18 protein-coding genes and 1 pseudogene are annotated in these 17,183 nt (G+C 40.8%); 5 read left to right on the top strand and 14 right to left on the bottom strand.

Translation table 11 applies throughout. The features are described 5' to 3' along the window. Positions 1 to 10 precede the first annotated feature (10 nt). The 11 genes from QZ574_RS05065 to dacB form a co-directional block, all read right to left on the bottom strand. A complete protein-coding gene (locus QZ574_RS05065) occupies positions 11 to 421 on the bottom strand; it encodes a GPW/gp25 family protein (RefSeq protein WP_297087453.1) in 411 nt (136 codons plus the stop codon). Between the two features lies 1 nt (position 422). After that, positions 423 to 716, bottom strand: coding sequence for a PAAR domain-containing protein (locus tag QZ574_RS05070; RefSeq protein WP_297087455.1), 294 nt, complete (start codon positions 714 to 716; stop codon positions 423 to 425). A gap of 1 nt (position 717) precedes the next feature. Then, entirely contained in the window at positions 718 to 2,463 is a 1,746-nt protein-coding gene (vgrG, locus tag QZ574_RS05075; protein ID WP_297087457.1) for a type VI secretion system tip protein VgrG, read from the bottom strand. 2 nt (positions 2,464 to 2,465) lie between these two features. Further along, a complete protein-coding gene (locus QZ574_RS05080; RefSeq protein ID WP_297087459.1) occupies positions 2,466 to 3,182 on the bottom strand; it encodes a hypothetical protein in 717 nt (238 codons plus the stop codon). Position 3,183: 1 nt separating this feature from the next. Next, the gene (locus QZ574_RS05085) at positions 3,184 to 3,345 is read right to left on the bottom strand and encodes a DUF5908 family protein (RefSeq protein WP_297087461.1); all 162 of its coding nucleotides are present in this window, start codon (positions 3,343 to 3,345) and stop codon (positions 3,184 to 3,186) included. A gap of 1 nt (position 3,346) precedes the next feature. Further along, positions 3,347 to 3,778: a phage tail protein gene (locus QZ574_RS05090; protein WP_297087463.1), complete on the bottom strand. Its 432-nt coding sequence runs from the start codon at positions 3,776 to 3,778 to the stop codon at positions 3,347 to 3,349. 3 nt (positions 3,779 to 3,781) lie between these two features. After that, a complete protein-coding gene (locus tag QZ574_RS05095; RefSeq protein WP_297087465.1) occupies positions 3,782 to 4,216 on the bottom strand; it encodes a phage tail protein in 435 nt (144 codons plus the stop codon). Positions 4,217 to 4,241: 25 nt separating this feature from the next. Then, positions 4,242 to 5,663: a phage tail sheath family protein gene (locus QZ574_RS05100; RefSeq protein WP_297087467.1), complete on the bottom strand. Its 1,422-nt coding sequence runs from the start codon at positions 5,661 to 5,663 to the stop codon at positions 4,242 to 4,244. Positions 5,664 to 5,681: 18 nt separating this feature from the next. Further along, positions 5,682 to 6,557, bottom strand: a complete 876-nt coding sequence (locus QZ574_RS05105) for a hypothetical protein (protein ID WP_297087469.1) — start codon at positions 6,555 to 6,557, stop codon at positions 5,682 to 5,684. Further along, entirely contained in the window at positions 6,554 to 7,150 is a 597-nt protein-coding gene (locus tag QZ574_RS05110; protein WP_297087471.1) for a DUF4255 domain-containing protein, read from the bottom strand. The genes QZ574_RS05105 and QZ574_RS05110 overlap by 4 nt, the downstream gene beginning before the upstream one ends. 331 nt (positions 7,151 to 7,481) lie before the next feature. Beyond that, the gene (gene dacB, locus QZ574_RS05115) at positions 7,482 to 8,909 is read right to left on the bottom strand and encodes a D-alanyl-D-alanine carboxypeptidase/D-alanyl-D-alanine-endopeptidase (RefSeq protein ID WP_297087473.1); all 1,428 of its coding nucleotides are present in this window, start codon (positions 8,907 to 8,909) and stop codon (positions 7,482 to 7,484) included. 108 nt (positions 8,910 to 9,017) lie between these two features. Between dacB and crcB the strand changes: the two genes are divergently transcribed. Continuing rightward, positions 9,018 to 9,398, top strand: a complete 381-nt coding sequence (gene crcB, locus QZ574_RS05120) for a fluoride efflux transporter CrcB (RefSeq protein ID WP_297087475.1) — start codon at positions 9,018 to 9,020, stop codon at positions 9,396 to 9,398. A 77-nt stretch (positions 9,399 to 9,475) separates the two neighbouring features. Here crcB and QZ574_RS05125 read toward each other — a convergent pair whose 3' ends face one another. Next, on the bottom strand, positions 9,476 to 10,327 hold the full coding sequence (locus tag QZ574_RS05125; protein ID WP_297087476.1) for an SDR family oxidoreductase: 852 nt from the start codon (positions 10,325 to 10,327) through the stop codon (positions 9,476 to 9,478). A gap of 237 nt (positions 10,328 to 10,564) precedes the next feature. Between QZ574_RS05125 and QZ574_RS05130 the strand changes: the two genes are divergently transcribed. Then, on the top strand, positions 10,565 to 10,933 hold the full coding sequence (locus tag QZ574_RS05130) for a DUF190 domain-containing protein (protein ID WP_297087479.1): 369 nt from the start codon (positions 10,565 to 10,567) through the stop codon (positions 10,931 to 10,933). Between the two features lie 223 nt (positions 10,934 to 11,156). Continuing rightward, positions 11,157 to 12,455: a phosphopyruvate hydratase gene (gene eno / locus QZ574_RS05135; RefSeq protein WP_297087481.1), complete on the top strand. Its 1,299-nt coding sequence runs from the start codon at positions 11,157 to 11,159 to the stop codon at positions 12,453 to 12,455. An 82-nt stretch (positions 12,456 to 12,537) separates the two neighbouring features. Here eno and QZ574_RS05140 read toward each other — a convergent pair whose 3' ends face one another. Both QZ574_RS05140 and QZ574_RS05145 read right to left on the bottom strand, forming a co-directional pair. After that, a complete protein-coding gene (locus QZ574_RS05140; protein ID WP_297087483.1) occupies positions 12,538 to 13,614 on the bottom strand; it encodes a hypothetical protein in 1,077 nt (358 codons plus the stop codon). Between the two features lie 14 nt (positions 13,615 to 13,628). Continuing rightward, positions 13,629 to 14,138, bottom strand: coding sequence for a hypothetical protein (locus QZ574_RS05145; protein WP_297087484.1), 510 nt, complete (start codon positions 14,136 to 14,138; stop codon positions 13,629 to 13,631). A gap of 289 nt (positions 14,139 to 14,427) precedes the next feature. On the opposite strand from QZ574_RS05145, the gene QZ574_RS05150 reads away from it, so the two are divergent. Continuing rightward, positions 14,428 to 14,649: a hypothetical protein gene (locus QZ574_RS05150; protein ID WP_297087486.1), complete on the top strand. Its 222-nt coding sequence runs from the start codon at positions 14,428 to 14,430 to the stop codon at positions 14,647 to 14,649. A gap of 55 nt (positions 14,650 to 14,704) precedes the next feature. Further along, a pseudogene (locus QZ574_RS05155) lies at positions 14,705 to 17,116 on the top strand (arylsulfatase). Positions 17,117 to 17,183 lie beyond the last annotated feature (67 nt).

The raw sequence follows: 17,183 nt of genomic DNA on the forward strand, positions 1-17,183 counted from the left end.
AACTTTTGTATTAAATTTCTGTTCCTTCCTCGCGGTAAAACGGAAACACCATATTACGTCTTGAATTTGTTGTTCTAACGGTATAATTTATACCAATTAGCACTTCGCCTCCCAACTGGCTGGCTTTGTCGATGGTAATTTTATTTACATCTATTCTTGGTTCGTGGTACAGAATAGCTGTTTTTATCAGATCTGTTATGTAGGTTTTCAGCGTAAGGTTTAAGGGTTTAAATAAGAGCTCGTCGAGGTTGCAACCATATTCAGGCAACATTATACGTTCACCCAGGCGGGTTGACAGTAATATTTCCAGGCTGCTTTCAATATCTGCTTCGTCTTCCAGCATTTTAACACCGCCGGTTTGCTTGCTAAACTCGGGTGGAAATGCCCAACCTCTTCCTAAAAATGAGTGATTCAATTTCATACTAACCTCCAATATTTACAGTAAAACATCCGCTAACTATCGATCCTCCATGAGCAGTGGTATCGCCAAGCCTTGCAGCCGGCATACCTCCAATCATAACAGTTGCCGAGCCTTGCGCAATGGTATCAGGAGGTCCGGTACAGATTGCCATATCGCCAACCCGTGCAGCGGGTAATCCGCCAATATTTACATTTGCACAAGCCGGAGGTAAAATAGTTCCGCCCACATGAGGTACTCCGCCCGGATTTACCATGGGGCAGGTATGCATATCGTTTATTCTTGCTGCTGGTGGCATATCAATTAATATTTACTAATGATCCTTTAATTTCTGTAATTGCCGAGGAGGATAGCTCGGAGCCGGCTGCTCCCTCTGCTTTAAAGTTTCCGTTTGCCTTTATTTCAATATTATTTGCTTCGAAGGAAATATCGCCTGATGCACTGATTTTAAAATCGGCATCTGTTTCCATAGAAATGCCTTCAGCGTTTAACACTATTTTGCTTCCGGCCTCATCTTCCACACATATGTTTCCGGCGTTATCGTCGATGGTAATTTTTTTCCCTGATGGCGTTTCAACATTCACAGATTCATTCTCATCGTTAAACATCAGTTTAATTCCACTTCGGGTTACAAATCCTTTCTCATGGTTTTCATCAGAAGGCTCTATTGGCGCAGGTTTGGCACTGCTGTTAAGCATTCCCAAAATAACGGGGGTAGCAGGATTGTCATTTATAAAACCTACAATTACTTCATCCTCCAGCTCGGGCCGAAAAAACGATCCTCGCCCTGCTCCTGCATCCAATGAGGCAATGCGCGCCCAAATTCCCTCTTCAATGTTATTTACCAGAGGAATGTTAACCTTTACGCGATATTCGCCATCGGGGTCTTCTTCAAGTTGCGTTACTTTGGCCACCTGCAGTCCGTTTACGGCAGCCATTAATCCGGCAGCGGGTGCAGCATTTATGTCAACTGTTTCAGAAAACCATTTCGGGTTTATGCCAAATTGTGCATCGCAGGTCCAGTCTCCATCAGCAATCTGATGCTTAACCCCAGACACGTACACTTTTCCGTTAAACCGGTCGCCAACACCTGCCAACACAATAGTTGTATCGGGTTTTACATTGGCAACTCCCTGGAATTTAACCCTCCCCCGTATTTTTGCCAGTTGATTAAACATCTTTTTTGCATTGGCCCATGTCTGAGCCATTTCGCTGTTGCCAATACTGCCTTCTTTTAACTCCAATTTTTCCAACTCAATTACACCACTCAATTCTTCGTTCGAAAGATTTCCGTTTAGCGTAATTGCTGTATTGTCGGCTGTGGCTTCGAGCACTTCCTGGTTGGCAGCATCCCAGCCAAATGAAGTAACCGTTTGGCATTGCTGTGTGGCATCAATTTCTGCATCTAAATCAAGAATCGTTGCACCAAAAACCAGCGAAAGCTGTTCATTTTGCTCGTAATCGGGAGTTTTAAATTTAAACTTCCCATCATCGGCAAAACAAACCTTACCGTTGGCCTGTGCACGGGTTACACAAAAATCCCAATCGCTAACATCAAACTGCACCAGTTGTTGCTGCACAACCGATGATGATTCAATTTCAACAGGAAAACCATAAGACCCGGCAATTTCTTCTATTGCATCACTATCCAGACTATCGTAAAAACAATTGCTTTTTCTGCCCACAGTCATTTTTACGGTTTCATCCTTGCATTCAACAATTAACAGCGCCCCAGTTGTTCTTATTTTTAAATTGTGCCTGAGAATAAGCCCTTTAAAAATTGTTTCATTTTGCGAATGGTAGCCCGCTTTTACCTCTACCGTGTTACCCGGAACAAAGGATTGCTGGTTGCTGAGGTTAAAATCCTGTTGTGCAGGATCGCCGTCGAGCAAAACAATTTTTGCCCACGGTATGCGATTTATTTCCTTTTCAACGGTAATGCTTAATATTTGATATTCCGATGATAATTCTTCACCGTTAACCAGTAAAGTAGTTGTTATCAGATCGGCTGATCGTTCTGTTGGTATTACTCTTCTTTCAGGCATAATCAATTTACTTTTTCAATAGGAGGAAAGAAAATTTTCTGCCCCTCGTTAAGTTTTCTGAAGTTGCTGATATTATTCACCTTAGCAACCTCGAGGTAATATTTAGAATCGCCATAAATACGATACGTCATTAAAGGCAGTGTGTCACCTTTCTTCACAACGCGAACATGAGTCAGATCAGGCGACGAGTTATTTTCCATGGCCACTCTGAGCTTATCCTCAACAAAACCTTTAAATTTTGCAGTAGCGCTTGCTCTTAACGGTGTTCCATCGGGTTTAAAAAGTTTAAAAGAGATATCGAGTTCAGTTAAAACTCCTTTAAAAAGCAGTGCGCCCCAGCTAATTACGAGGTAATTAGGGCGATGCTCATCGCCGTTATAATCAAAAACAACGCGTTTAAAAAGCTCCACATCGTCGGCAATACCCACACCTGTGTCAACCGATAAATAATCGTCGGTTGGGCCGGGTTGGCCATAGTTAATCAGTACTCCTGTACGATCGAATATAAACTCCAACTCTAAATCTTCAGGCGGAGTACGGTTGTAACGAGGAGAAGCAGCACTGGTACCAGAGGCCTGACGACGGTTTTGCTCAACTTTGTATTTTAAGTTGTATTTTTCGGGGTTTAGTAAAGTTATAAACTCGCCATTTGCAATTTCCGTTTGAAAGGTCTCATCTGAATAAGCCTTTATTTGCAATTTTGTTAATTCTCCGGGCATATTATCGTTCCTCTTTTCGTGCTATAATTTCCATCACCTGCTCCACACAAGCTTCAATAATTTGCTGTGTGTTACTTTCGTCGCCCTCGTTTGCCAGGGGCGGCTGGTTGGCCTTTTCGCCAACGTTTATTTTAATATGCAGTTCCTTAATTTCAATTGGCATATTACATTACATTGAAATAGTTATAATTAAGTTCCAGTGTTTCGATAACCAACTGGTTTTTTTCAGCATCAAAATCACTAATGCTCCATTTTACCGGATAAGCATGAACCACGTTCCAAGTCATTAATGGCTGATGCTCTTCGTTAAGCAGTTTAACAATCAGGTCGGTTGGTTCAAACTCAAAATTTTCGAGGGCATTGCGGCACCACCGAATTATTTCGGAGTCGACCAAAAGGCCGCGTTTTAATACCAGCTTTGGGTATTTCGAACGCACTGGAACTTTATGTTTAAATCGATTCTCGCCACCTTCAGCAATCTGTTCGGTTTCCATTTCAACACTCAACCCGGCAACCGATTGAAACGCATACTCGCCGGGAAAAGCATTAAACTCAACCTTAAAATGAAAGCCCAAAGGAGGATAGTAATCAGCCATTTGCTATTCGTTTTGCATCGTTAATCCTTCATGCACCAGTTCAATCGATTCGATGGCCACCTCGTTTCCATCAGCTTTTAAGTCGGTAGATTGAACTTTTGACGGCCATGCATTTTTCACTTTCCAGACTACCACCGGGGCATGCTCTTCGTTTAAAAGGCTAATGGTAATATCACGTCGTTCAATTTTATTCAACTTCACGGTATTCCACCAGTTGTAATATTCGTTGTCGGAAGCAAAAGTACCCCGTTTTAAGGTTATGTTGCTGTATTTCTGCATACCCGGCATTTTGGTTTTAAAGTACTCAGGACTAGCGCCATGCCGATATTCTATTACTTCTGTTTCCACATCGAGGCCGGAAACCTCCGTAAATCCGATTTTTGTTCCGCCCCATTCTACCTGAAAATGGAACTTTACCATTGGATATTCTGTTGCCATAATATTGTCTATTTAAATTTGTTAATTACGATTCCTGCATTTTATGCGAAAACTTCAGGATTATAAATTCAGCCGGACGAACCGCTGCCATACCTATTTCAATATTCATTCTGCCCTCCAAAATGTCCTGTGCAGTCATTGTTTGGCCAAGTCCAACTCTAACGAAAAAAGCATCCTCGGGTTTTGCCCCTGCCAATGCTCCATCGCGCCACTGCAGCGATAAAAAGTTTTCAATCATTGCCCGAACTTTTACCCATGTATTGGCATCGTTTGGCTCGAAAACAAACTGGGCGGTGGCTTTTTTAACCGATTCTTCAACCATGTTAAAAAACCTTCTCACGGGTATGTATTTCCATTCATTGTCATTTCCGGCAAGGGTTCGTGCGCCCCATACCAGAGTTCCTTTGCCGGCAAAGGTTCTGATAACATTTATCGACTTACCCGAAGTATCCATATTTAAGCCATCCTGCTCCAGGTTGGTCACCTTTTTATCGGGGCCAACAATGCTCATTACACCAACATTGGCCGGTGCTTTCCACACTCCGCGGTTGCTATCAACCCGTGCATAAATTCCGGCCATTGCACCAGATGGTGGCAGTGTTACAGTTAGTTTTGCCAATTCGCGTTTCAGCTGATTATAGAGTTCGGTATTTGCTGTTACAGTAGCATCATTTACCGCCAGGCTATCGTAGCTAGTTGTACCTCCCGGGGCATTGGTTTCGGTGTGGGCTATGCTTACATTTGCCTCGTTGTATTTATACGGCAGGGTTGTTTTTAACCAGGGATAATAAGCTGCTCCGTATTTCAAATAATCAGTTCCGAGACTGATGTTTGTGCGCAAAGTATCGGCAAATGTTGATGCCTGATTATAGGTATCGATAATGGTAAACCTGTCCTGAAGATCGTGGCACTGCATCATTGCTTCTTCATACAAATCGTAAAAATTTGTTACTGTTGAAATGTTTGAAGCATCGGGAAAAACAATAAGTGTAGGTTCGTCTTCGCTTGCAACCAGAGCCAGGCCTCCGTTGGCGCCAAGATCGGCTTTACTTATTGCTGTTGCCGAGTAATTGCCTACTGAAACAATGTAGCAAGGTCCACCTCCGTTAGCAAAATACAATTGCATGGAATAATACATTAAAAAAGGAGATTTGGAGGAAGGATCGGGTACCTGTATAGTACGGCTAAGACTTCCCGAAGTGTCGTAAACATCATCGATATTTACCACAATATTTTGTTCGGGTGCTGCTCCTCCAAAAAGCTGTTCGAACTCGAGCAGCGATTTAATGCGGGTTGGAACATTTAAAAGATCATCGTCAACCTTCTTCTTTGCTTTTTCGGTATAACCGATAAAGGCAGGAATGGCGGTCTCAACCTGTGCGACCGAGGGCGGAAATACCGAAATCTCTTCGATGTAAACGCCTGGTGTTTTGTACGGTGTTGCCATAATTTTAGATTTTAAATTTTACATGTGTATTTCTGAATATATTTTTGATGAAGCATCATCGGGAATAATTTGAAGGACATCAGGATTGGGAAGCTCTGAATTGCCAAGCTTAACGGATATAAACCCCCTGGCGGTAAGTGGTTTTTCAGTACGTGTTATTAACTGGCGCGAATTGCCGTTTTCTTTTTTAACATCATCATGGTTATTTACCTGCTGATTCGTTTTAAAGTAGTATCGCCAGGTAGTTTTTCGATTGGCAAAAACCAGGTTAAAAATACGTTGATCACTGCGTAATTTCCCATTTGCTCTGAGAATATCGTAGCTACCGGTTTCGCCTTTTATGCCAATACGAATAATACCTAAAAGGTTTTGTTTTTCATTGGCAGCTAAGTTTTCTAATACCGCTTTCTGGCTCAAATCGTTTAAACGGTAATCGTCAGTTACTGCTGTGGTATTATTCGCACGTTTAATTAATGGGAAATTACCGGTTTCGCTTAACAAACGTTTATTGGAAAAGTAGAGCAGTTGACCGCTATTTTGTAATCCGAGATCTGTGAAATGGTTGAATGTGTATGTTTTTAATTTCAGCAAAAAGGAGAGTTCCAGGTTTTCACTTAGTGGAATAAAAGGCACATCCAGGTTGGATGACGCGACCTTTAACCACACCGAAAGTTTATAACCTGAGCATTTAAAAACTATTTGATGTCCTAATAATTTTTTAAGGGTGTTTGCTGAAGGAACAATTGAGAAAAGATCGGAAAACTCATAGTTGGTCAACTGCATCTCTTTTTCAGTATCGTTCATACTAAAAAAGTCTTTGGCACCATTATTTAAAAAATATTTGTGGTATAAATTCACTTCAAACAATGGTTTGTATTTTATTGAAAAACTCATTCGTTGATATGATTAAGGGTTCCGTTAATTTCTGAGATGAGCGATGTTTCTCCAAGTTTTTTATGGCGAGAAAGCTGAAGTAATTGGATTTTATAAATTACCGAAGGTAGTTGCCGGCCTCCGAATGTTCCCCAAATGTGATTCCACACTTCGAAACCGGGAGTATACAAATCCACGATAAATTTGAAATCAGCTAAATCCTGCAGCGAAGCATTTGCCCGGTTATAAATCGTATTTTTTGCGGTAAACAATTTCTGCCCCTGAAAAAATTCGACTGTTTTACCAATACTTAAAAGCGATTTGTCATAAGAATCGCAATTGGCGCTTACAATAAAAAAGAGGTTAATATTCACCGGAGGATTGTATTGCTCCGTTTTATTATTGACCAGTTTATTCGATGGAATATTTTTCAGGGTTGTTTCTTCCTGGATGGACAATAGCGACATAATCACCTTGCCTTCAACATTATCTGCTTTATCGCCTCCGCCATCAAGCAAAGCCAGATTTTCCAGAACAATGTTTTTTTCCAGGCCAACCTGTTCGAAATAAGTTTCAAGCTGTTCTTTTAGAATTTGTAAAGTTTCAAATATCATAATCACCTTTTCTTTCACTATCAGTTATCAGCAAATCATAATGCATTGCGTCCTTAATAAGGAGTAAAACCTACTAATGAAAAGGGCTATGGTATTATCTTCTGTACTTGATGAAACCGTTAGGGGCTTCAATCGTTTAATGGTATTCGCAAGTTACGACAATTGAAAAGAAAAGTCAATGCTTCGAGCTTTCTAAATAAGAAAACGCCTCTCAAACTCCTGTTTTACAACTAAATAAAAATCATAATTTATTTAAAACAGGACTTATTAAGAATAAAACAGAGAATAATTCCTTCTGAATATTTAAGTATATAAATGCCTGATTTTTAATTTAAAACTCCAGATACAACTCATGCAATAAAGACTCCACTTCGGTAATTAAAGTCGAATGAGAACCTGCAAAATGATTAAACATCAGCGAAAAAACCAAGCTGTTATTATTGGCCGTTGTGAGGTAACCTGAATAGCACCTCACCCGGGTCATCGATCCGCTTTTGGCCTGCAAGGTCATTCCCGGAAATTTCGAGTTATCAAAACGACTCAATGTTCCTTCGCCGGCAACCGGTAACGAAGAAACAAAAGCTTTATTTGAAGCCATATAAAGAAGGAAACTGGTAAAAAAAGCAGGAGAAACAGCATTAAAATGCGACAGGCCACTACCATCTTCAATATATATCTTCTCCGTGTGAAGTCCCTTTTTATTCCAAAATTCCTTTTCTAAATCAATACCGTCAATCCGGTTCCCGAAACCAGCTTTATCAACCGCCAGCTGCTTTAAAAAGTGTTCGGCAAATAAATTTATGCTTTCGTGGTTTAACACCTCACTAATCTCGCTTAAAGTTGGTGATTCCTGAATATAAATCAATTTGGCTTTTTGGCTGTCGCCGGGTTCAAACCTGATGTCCTCGCGCACAAATATCCCCTCAGCACGAAGTGCTTTTAAAAGTTGCTGTGCCAAAATAATTTCCGGTTGATGAATTGCCGCCTTAATCGTAAAAGCTTTCCGGTTTTTAGGAATGGTTCCCCGAATTACCCGTGAAAAATCGTATGGCCCTCCAAAAACATAGGCATTATCGCTGTTATTGTCGGCCGATAACACCTCGTTTTGTATGGTTAATCCATCAATTTTTGGGTAGGTATTAATTATTTTTGTTGCTTGTCCGGCTTTCCTGGGGGAAGCAAAAGTAATTCGAAACAAATTATCGTAAATACTAAAAGCGTTGGCTCCAGCCCCATAATAATTTCCAATATCTTCCCAAATCCAGGTACTGGGTACCCGCTCCGAGTCGTAAATACTGCCATCCAAAACCAGGTTCCCGTCAATATTACTGATTCCTGCAGCTTTTACCTGTTTTGCCCAGTTTTTTAAAAAATCGAAATAATGATCTTGAAAATACTCAGAACCCAATGTCGGGTCAGCTCCGGCAACAACCAGCAGGTTTCCTTTTAGCGTTCCACCACTACTAATTGTTCCGGTATAGGATATTTTTGTTTTAAAGCGATAATCAGCGCCAAGCATTTCCAATGCGGTACCCGATGTTAATAATTTTAGTGTGGATGCCGGAATTAATAAGCGATTAGGATTAAGGCTGTAAACAGACGATCCGGTAGACTGATTTATGATACTTATACCAACCGATGCATTTTTATACTCCTGTTTTTGAAGAAGTTTATCGACTGCTGCAGAAAAGCTGTTTTGAGCAAGCAGCTTGCCCGAAAAAAATAAAAGACAGAGGAAAGTAAAATATCGTGCATGCATTTTTTCTTATTTTTGAAAGCTTAAAAATAACAGATTGTTTGAGTTGTAAGCTTTCTTTCATTCTTATTTGTTTAATTACTCCTCTGATTAAATCTGAAAAACAATACTATGCTACGAACAATTTTAATAGTTGGTACCGGGGGCTTTATCGGAAGTGTTATGCGTTACCTGGTGCAGGTATTTGTTGAAAAAGGCCTGACGAGCACCTTCCCGTGGGGAACTTTTATTGCCAATATGGCCGGTAGTTTTATTATTGGGATTGTGTTTGCACTGGCCCAAAAAGGCAACCTTTTAAGCGCCGAATGGCGTATGTTTTTGGCTGTTGGCATTTGTGGTGGGTTTACTACTTTTTCATCGTTTGCCTATAATAACCTCAGTATGTTAAAAGAACAGGCCTATGGCCAATTTATATTAAATGTTGGCGGAAGTTTGGTTTTTGGCTTGCTGGCAGTTTATTTGGGAATGATACTGATTCGGGCCATTCTGTAAATCAGGCTGTTACAAAACCAATTTGTTTACCGGGTAAACAAGAGTGAATTTCGTAACAGCCCGCTATTTCAAGAAAATTATTCGCTAAGGCCCATACCTGCCAGTATTTCTTTTCTAACCGGTTCGGTAACATCGTTTATTTTCTGCATTCCAAAATCCAGTCCACCAATGGTTCGAAGTGGGCGGCTTCCTGGTTCAGCATCAATTAAATCCTCAAATATTTTAACAATCAACATCGGGTCAGTAGGTGCATTTTCATCGGCAAACAGGCTTTTTACATTGCTCACAAAATTCATATTAAATTCATTTACATGCCCATAAACCTCAGCTATTTCTTCCTGCCCCGCAGGAACCATGTTTTCCAGAAATTTTGTTTCAAATGGCCCCGGCTCAACAATGGCAACATCAATTCCGAGCGGTGCCAGTTCGTAACGCATCCCCTCGCTCAGGCCTTCAAGCCCCCACTTACTGGCATTGTAAACTGCCCAGCCCGGAAAAGCGCCACGTCCAGCTACTGAACTTACCTGAATGATTAATCCCGATTTTTTAGCTCGCATCCCCGGTAAAACCATTTGGGCTGCACGTACCGTTCCAACAATATTCAAATCGAGTTGCGCCAATACCGAGCCAGGAGCAAAGGCCTCAACAGCTCCTCCATAACCATAACCTGCATTATTAATCAACACATCAACACCGGGTAATTTTTCGGCTGCAGCCTTCACACTTTCGTCTGAGGTCACATCCAAATCCAATACTTCCAGCTTCAGCTTGTTTTTTGATCCAAATTCGAGCAATTCCCCGGCAGGGCCTGCATTTTTACCATTCACATTGCGCATACTGGCAATTACATGATGTCCCTTCTCTGCCAAATATTTTGCGGCCATATACCCAAAACCCGAACTGCAACCGGTAATTAAAATTGTTTTCATTGTAGTAGTTTTTAATGTTATTTTATTAAAACACCAACAGGTATTTTTCTATTAATTTCAAACGTCACTACACTGCTATTGTTCATTTATAATTACTAAGCTACCACTATGTTAAACAGTTAACAATCATAGTATAGCAGTGATTTTATCCCTTAAATTTGAAACCAATAATTAAGAAAAAGGTAAAAGCTAATGCGAGCTTTTCTAAACAATTATGAATTCTAAAAATGTGCAGCGATGAAAACAACAGAAAAAACCGGAATTCTGAAGATTTACGTGGGAGAATCGGATAAAATAAATGGCCGTGTGCTGTTTGAAGAAATTGTATTTGAGGCACGTAATGCAGGAATGGCAGGAGCAACAGCTTACAAAGGCATCATGTCGTTTGGAGCAAGCCACAGCATTCATACCATGAAAATTTTTGCTTTATCGAGCGATTTGCCAGTTATTATTGAAATTATTGACAACATTGACAAACTGGACACCTTTGCCGAAAAGGTAAACGAAATTATGGCAAAAAGCCAACGTGGAGGGTTGGTTACTTTCCAGGAACTTAATGTGGTACGATACGAACGAGGACTGAAATACCAGGAAGATTATCATTAGGCAACCAACTTAAACATAAGCGTAAATTAGAATCCGAAAACAAATTATCGGCACAAGTTGTAACTGTTAACCCAATATCAAATAATTGCTACCTGTAAACTTACCCCTGTTTTGGTATGACAGAAATTACTAACTTTGGTCTGCTTTTTAAGAATCGGGACTTAAAGTCTTGATTTACTGAAAATAACAGATTTATATTTTAATTTAATAAAAACTACTCACAATGTTAATTAGCGACGTAAAAGCAAGAGAGATTATCGATTCTCGTGGTAACCCAACTGTAGAGGTTGAAGTTTTACTTGAAAGTGGTGCATTTGGCCGTGCAGCTGTTCCATCAGGAGCATCTACAGGTGAAAACGAAGCACTTGAATTACGCGACGGTGACAAAGGCCGTTACTTAGGAAAAGGTTGTTTAAAAGCTGTTGCGAACGTAAACGACGTTATCTGCAAAGAATTAATCGGTATGGATGCTACTGACCAGGTAGCTATCGATAACAAATTGTTGGAATTAGACGGAACAAAAACCAAGTCGAACTTAGGTGCCAACGCGATGTTGGGCGTTTCTTTGGCTGTTGCCAAAGCTGCTGCTGAGTACTCTGAGCTTCCTTTGTACCGCTACATTGGTGGAACTAACGCTAAAACATTGCCGGTTCCTATGATGAACATCATTAACGGTGGATCTCACTCTGATGCAACTATTGCTTTCCAGGAATTTATGATTCGTCCGATTGGTGCTCCAACTTTCCGCGAAGGATTGCGCATGGGTGCTGAAGTTTTCCACGCCCTTAAAAAAGTATTGGCTGCCAAAAACCTTTCAACTGCTGTTGGCGACGAAGGTGGTTTTGCTCCAATGTTAGGTGGAACTGAAGAAGCTATCGAATCAATTCTTACTGCGATAAAAAATGCCGGTTACAAACCAGGTCGTGCAGAAGACGGTGGCGATGTTTCTATCGCAATGGACTGTGCTTCATCAGAATTCTATAAAGATGGTGTATACGATTACAGCATTTTCGAACCAAACGGTGTAAAACGTACTTCTGACGAGCAAGCTGCTTACCTGGCCGAATTGATTGAAAAATACCCTATCGATTCAATCGAGGACGGTATGGACGAAGGCGACTGGGACGGATGGGTAAAACTGAACGCTGCCATTGGCGACAAGTGCCAGTTGGTTGGTGACGACCTTTTCGTAACCAACGTTGAATACCTGAAAAAAGGTATCGAATTGGGTGCTGCTAACTCAATCCTTATTAAAGTAAACCAAATTGGTACATTAACTGAAACATTAGACGCAATTGAAATGGCACACCGTGCCGGTTATACTTCAGTAACTTCTCACCGCTCGGGTGAAACTGAAGATGCAACCATTGCCGACATTGCCGTGGCTACCAACTCTGGTCAGATTAAAACAGGTTCGATGAGCCGCTCAGACCGTATGGCAAAATACAACCAGTTACTTCGCATTGAAGAAGAGCTTGGTGCAAGTGCAATTTATGGTTACAAAAAAATCTACAAGAAGTAAGAATACTTTTTAGATAATTCTGAAACCGTTCCGTCAACCGATGGAGCGGTTTTTTTATACCAGGAAGAATATTGTCAGAATTTTAGACTTTCATTCCAGCCAACCGCAGTCCCTGCAAAATGTGATTTACCAGTTCTTGCTCTTTCACATAAATACTGATTAAATAGCTGGCTTTCGATTCAAAATCAGGCTTAAGTTTTAACAGATCATTTATATTCGATTTAGCCTTTTCCGACTCACCAAGTTGTCCGTTTACAGCTGCTTTTAACATTGGGCTCCAAAACACCGCCGGCAAGTTATATTTTTCACTTTCACTCCGGGCCAGTTCATAATCTTTTTTTCTGTAATAATAAAGCATGGTAACACCATGAAAATAAAGTGGGTAACCCACGTTTCGTGTCATAACACAGTCCAATATCTTTTTCCCTCGTTCCCAATCACCATATAAACATATATAAAACGCCAATGTTCCTATCCGTAGCGTAGTGTTAAAACCCGATAAGATGTATTTTTCCGCCAACTGAAAAAACCGGTCTTTCTCATCATTAATAAAACACTTAAATGCAAGACTTGTACTTACAATAAAACTGTCGGGATTAAGAACATAGGCACGCTCGGTATAATCAGCAAATAATTTATAGGATTCACGGGCATTGGGTAAATCAAAAGCATAATAGTAACCATGAAAAGCACCGATTAAAGCATTAATTATTGCTGAACCAGGTTCCCTATCGTGTGCGTTTGTGAGCGCTTCAATAGCCTCTTCGCCTGTTTTAGCAGACAGATACAGCTGAAAGCGATAAAACTTCAGAACCGCATTAAAAACATTCATATTCTGATAATCCTGACTCAAAAATTCTCCGGTCAATTTCCGGGGAATAATTCCAAATTCACTTCCAATAATGCTTGCTATTTCCCTTGATATTGATTCCTGTATATCAAAAATGTTGTTAAAATTTAACTCACGCGTATAGCTTTGTGCCCAAATTTGTTTCTCATCCATTAAATCTACAAGCCTGACAAGCGTTTTAATTCGTGTATCTGATTTATGAATTGCACCTTCGAGAACAAAGCGAACATTTCTTTTTTGGGCTAGTTTTTTAATATTGCGGGCATCAGTATTTTCGTTTGAAAGAATACTAAAATTATACACCGACAAATCCTCGTACTTGGTTAATTCAATCGATATTTCCTCGCTAATGCCCTCAACCAGGAAATCATTCTGTGAATCTCCGGTGCGATTAACGAACAGTAAAACAGCAATTCCGGGTTGCGATTCACAACTAAATTCCGGGGTTGTTGATGAACTAATTTCTTTCTGTACTGATGCGTTTTCTTTAAAGTAATTTGAGGATTATAGCCTCCTTTTGGTATCTCAATTTTAATTTTATCGTTAATACCTTCTTTCAGGTAATACATATCAAGTGCCCTTCGTAATCTACCTGCATTAATCCGTACAAGTGCATCTTGCCCCGGGTCGAAATCCTCACCCCTGTTAAATACGTCAACTCCAATGGTATAGCCTTTTATACTATCACCTCTTCCTTCCAGGTATTCTGAAATAATATAAGAAAGAAAGCGGCACAATAAATCTTTGGTGTTAAACTCGGCACTCGAACATATTTTCTCCACTTGCCTGATAATTACACTTTCCTCGATTATTTCTGTAGTTGAAGATTCCATTTTGTGTTTTTCCAATTTTGACGAGCACGTATTTTACGGTTACATACGGTATTTGACTTACATAGAAACAGTTTACGCCGTATCTTGGATAAAAATAGCTAAAAATTACAAGTTATAAAACATTAAAAATACCGAAAAAAACACTCCATAAAAGGGAGCGGCATTAATAAACTTCCCGGTTAAACCAAACAATTAAACACCGTATTTTAATCGGAAAGGATAAATACACTCTTGATATTTCAATTTATACAAATAAGCATTGACAGCAAATAAACCAACATCTTTGATAATGGAAGAATTAGAATTTATTTCCTGTTTTCCCGGGCATAAAGAAAAGATAAAAATCCTCTTGTCTCAGGATGAAAATTTCAGGGAAGTAGCAGAAGACTACATGGTGTGTAAAAAAACACTAAAAAAACTGAAGCGGACCAACAAAAATTCACTTGTTCAACAGTATTCCGAAACACTAAAGGAATTAAAGCTGGAACTTTTTGAAAGCATAAATAAATAACGCAAAAATAAATACCAAAATTATGAAATTCAAATCACTTCTTTTAGTTGGAATTATGAGTGTATTGCTCATAACATCCTGTACAACAACACCTGAAAAACAATCAGATCAGGAAAAAAATGCAATCCCCTACCCGCTGCCCGAATGGAAAGGCGTTCAGGGTAAAACCCTCGCCGACTCGAAACCTGATTTTATTGGACAACCCGAGGCTCCGGAAGAAGCTCCCAATGTACTTGTTATTATGCTTGACGATGCTGGTTATTCTAACACAAGCTCTTTCGGGGGCGTAATGAAAACCCCCACTTTCGACCGCATAGGTGACGAAGGAATACGCTACACCCATATGTCGGTAGCAGCCGTTTGTTCCCCAACTCGTGGTTCTTTGCTCACCGGTTACAATATCCACCAGATCGGTACCGGTATCATTTCGGAGTTTGCCACTGGTTACCCGGGGTACAACTCTCAACTCGATTACAGTACTCCATCCATCGCAAAAATTCTAACCGATAATGGCTATGCGACAGCGGCATTTGGTAAGTGGCACAATACACCTATGGAAGAAGCTTCACCGGTTGGTCCGTTCCAGTCATGGCCTACCGGATCGATCTGGGGATTTGAATATTTCTGGGGTTTTTTGGGCGGAGAGACCAACCAGTTTCATCCGTTGTTATATGAAAACACGACTGCTATCGAAACCCCGAAAACTAATGCCGATGGTTCACAATTTCACATCTCGCAAGGTATGGCAGACCAGGCCATCAAATGGCTTGACAACTGGAAAGGGCTCAGGGATGTACCTTTCTTTATGTATTACACGCCAGGGGCCGTTCATGCTCCTATACAGGTGCCCAAAGAATGGAGAGACAAGTATAAAGGATAATTTGACGAGGGATGGCAGGTTTACAGACAACAGTTGCTGGAGCGTCAGAAAAAGCTGGGGCTTGTTCCTGAAGACGCGGAAATGATCGATTGGCCCGATGTCATTCCTGAATGGGATTCGTTCAGCGAAGAAGGGAAAAAATACCTGGCCAGGCAAATGGAGGTCAATGCCGGTTTCCTGGAACATGTGGATTATCATGTCGGACGGGTTATCAGTCATTTGGAGGAAATGGGAGAATTGGATAATACACTGATGGTTTATCTTACAGCTGATAATGGTTGTACAGCAGAAGGTACACCCACAGGAACCTTTTCTGAGCTACTGATGCAAAACGGATTCCCGCCGCTTACTATGGAACAGCAGTTAGAAAAACTCGAAGAGTTCGGTGGGTTGGATGCCTGGGGAGGGCCGCACTTGGCCAACCATTATTCGGTGGCATGGGCATATGCCTCATCAACCCCGTTCCAGTGGACCAAACAAATGGCTTCCCATTTTGGAGGTACCATATCTGCCACAGCCATACGCTACCCAAAAGCAATAAAAGCAAAAGGAGAATGGCGCAGACAATTTCAGAATGTGACCGACCTTGTTCCCACCATACTTGAAGTTACAGGCGTTCCTGCACCCGACCTTGTAAATGGACAGAAAAGAAAAGAGTATCCGGGAAAATCGCTAACCTATGCCTGGAACGATGCAAATGCCAAAACCAACCACCCTACTCAGTATTTTGAAATGCTCGGATTTGTAGGCTTGTATCACGAAGGTTGGACCATTGCCGGGAAACCATATCGCATTCCCTGGTCAGTTGATCCTGAAGCTATGGCAAATTTCGATCCCCTGAATACCGAATGGGAATTGTATAATATTGAAGAAGATCCTATACTGCAGGTTAACGTGGCTGACCAATACCCGGAAAAAGTAAAAGAGCTGGAGAAACTATTCTGGGAAGAAGCCGAAAAATACGATGTTTATCCTGTTGGCGGTTCTCTGGGTAGACCGCTGCAACCGGAATCGAATCCGCAGCGGGTTGGAAAAAAACACTGGGAACTAACACCCAATGTTTACCGTGTTCCTGAGCTGGCAGGTCCCGAGATCAAATCGACTAATTATGAAATAAATGCTTATATCACGGCTGATGAGAACACTCAGGGTGTGATTTATGCGGTCGGTGAACACATTGGTGGACAGGCGCTGTTCATTATGGATGGAAAACTGCGTTACAGCTATTCAACACTTGGCTTGTACTGGCACGATTTTGATGGTGATGTAAAAATTCCCTATGGAGATATCAAAATCACCTTAAAACACACCATGAAAGAACAAATACTAAACGGTCCATCAACCGTTGAATTCTTTATCAATGATGAGAAGGTGGGCGAAATGGATATAACTGCCACTGTATATGGTTCTTATACCGCTCACGAAACTTTTGATATAGGACGCGACGAAGGCCTGCCGGTAAATGAAGAATACGCAGACTTGGGTAAATTTATATTTACCCCGGGACAATTGCATAAAGTGGTGTTTGACATTTTGAATCCGGATGATCAGGAAGTGAGTGCGGCAGAATACAGTGTTATTGAATAGTTGCAGGATGGGTCACAAAGGAATTTGAAACTAGCCACATAACTCTTATTCGATGCATGATTGGACA

Origin of the sequence: uncultured Draconibacterium sp. (assembly GCF_913063105.1) — a bacterium.
GTDB lineage: Bacteria > Bacteroidota > Bacteroidia > Bacteroidales > Prolixibacteraceae > Draconibacterium.

What these genes read in the sequence shown, in the direction of transcription:
- QZ574_RS05100 (WP_297087467.1), bottom strand. Translation starts at nt 5,663, where the DNA reads ATGGCAACACCGTACAAAACACCAGGCGTTTACATCGAAGAGATTTCG.
- QZ574_RS05110 (WP_297087471.1), bottom strand. Translation starts at nt 7,150, where the DNA reads ATGATATTTGAAACTTTACAAATTCTAAAAGAACAGCTTGAAACTTAT.
- QZ574_RS05105 (WP_297087469.1), bottom strand. Translation starts at nt 6,557, where the DNA reads ATGAGTTTTTCAATAAAATACAAACCATTGTTTGAAGTGAATTTATAC.
- QZ574_RS05090 (WP_297087463.1), bottom strand. Translation starts at nt 3,778, where the DNA reads ATGGCTGATTACTATCCTCCTTTGGGCTTTCATTTTAAGGTTGAGTTT.
- QZ574_RS05145 (WP_297087484.1), bottom strand. Translation starts at nt 14,138, where the DNA reads ATGGAATCTTCAACTACAGAAATAATCGAGGAAAGTGTAATTATCAGG.
- eno (WP_297087481.1), top strand. Translation starts at nt 11,157, where the DNA reads ATGTTAATTAGCGACGTAAAAGCAAGAGAGATTATCGATTCTCGTGGT.
- crcB (WP_297087475.1), top strand. Translation starts at nt 9,018, where the DNA reads ATGCTACGAACAATTTTAATAGTTGGTACCGGGGGCTTTATCGGAAGT.
- QZ574_RS05070 (WP_297087455.1), bottom strand. Translation starts at nt 716, where the DNA reads ATGCCACCAGCAGCAAGAATAAACGATATGCATACCTGCCCCATGGTA.
- dacB (WP_297087473.1), bottom strand. Translation starts at nt 8,909, where the DNA reads ATGCATGCACGATATTTTACTTTCCTCTGTCTTTTATTTTTTTCGGGC.
- vgrG (WP_297087457.1), bottom strand. Translation starts at nt 2,463, where the DNA reads ATGCCTGAAAGAAGAGTAATACCAACAGAACGATCAGCCGATCTGATA.
- QZ574_RS05095 (WP_297087465.1), bottom strand. Translation starts at nt 4,216, where the DNA reads ATGGCAACAGAATATCCAATGGTAAAGTTCCATTTTCAGGTAGAATGG.
- QZ574_RS05065 (WP_297087453.1), bottom strand. Translation starts at nt 421, where the DNA reads ATGAAATTGAATCACTCATTTTTAGGAAGAGGTTGGGCATTTCCACCC.
- QZ574_RS05080 (WP_297087459.1), bottom strand. Translation starts at nt 3,182, where the DNA reads ATGCCCGGAGAATTAACAAAATTGCAAATAAAGGCTTATTCAGATGAG.
- QZ574_RS05085 (WP_297087461.1), bottom strand. Translation starts at nt 3,345, where the DNA reads ATGCCAATTGAAATTAAGGAACTGCATATTAAAATAAACGTTGGCGAA.
- QZ574_RS05130 (WP_297087479.1), top strand. Translation starts at nt 10,565, where the DNA reads ATGAAAACAACAGAAAAAACCGGAATTCTGAAGATTTACGTGGGAGAA.
- QZ574_RS05125 (WP_297087476.1), bottom strand. Translation starts at nt 10,327, where the DNA reads ATGAAAACAATTTTAATTACCGGTTGCAGTTCGGGTTTTGGGTATATG.
- QZ574_RS05150 (WP_297087486.1), top strand. Translation starts at nt 14,428, where the DNA reads ATGGAAGAATTAGAATTTATTTCCTGTTTTCCCGGGCATAAAGAAAAG.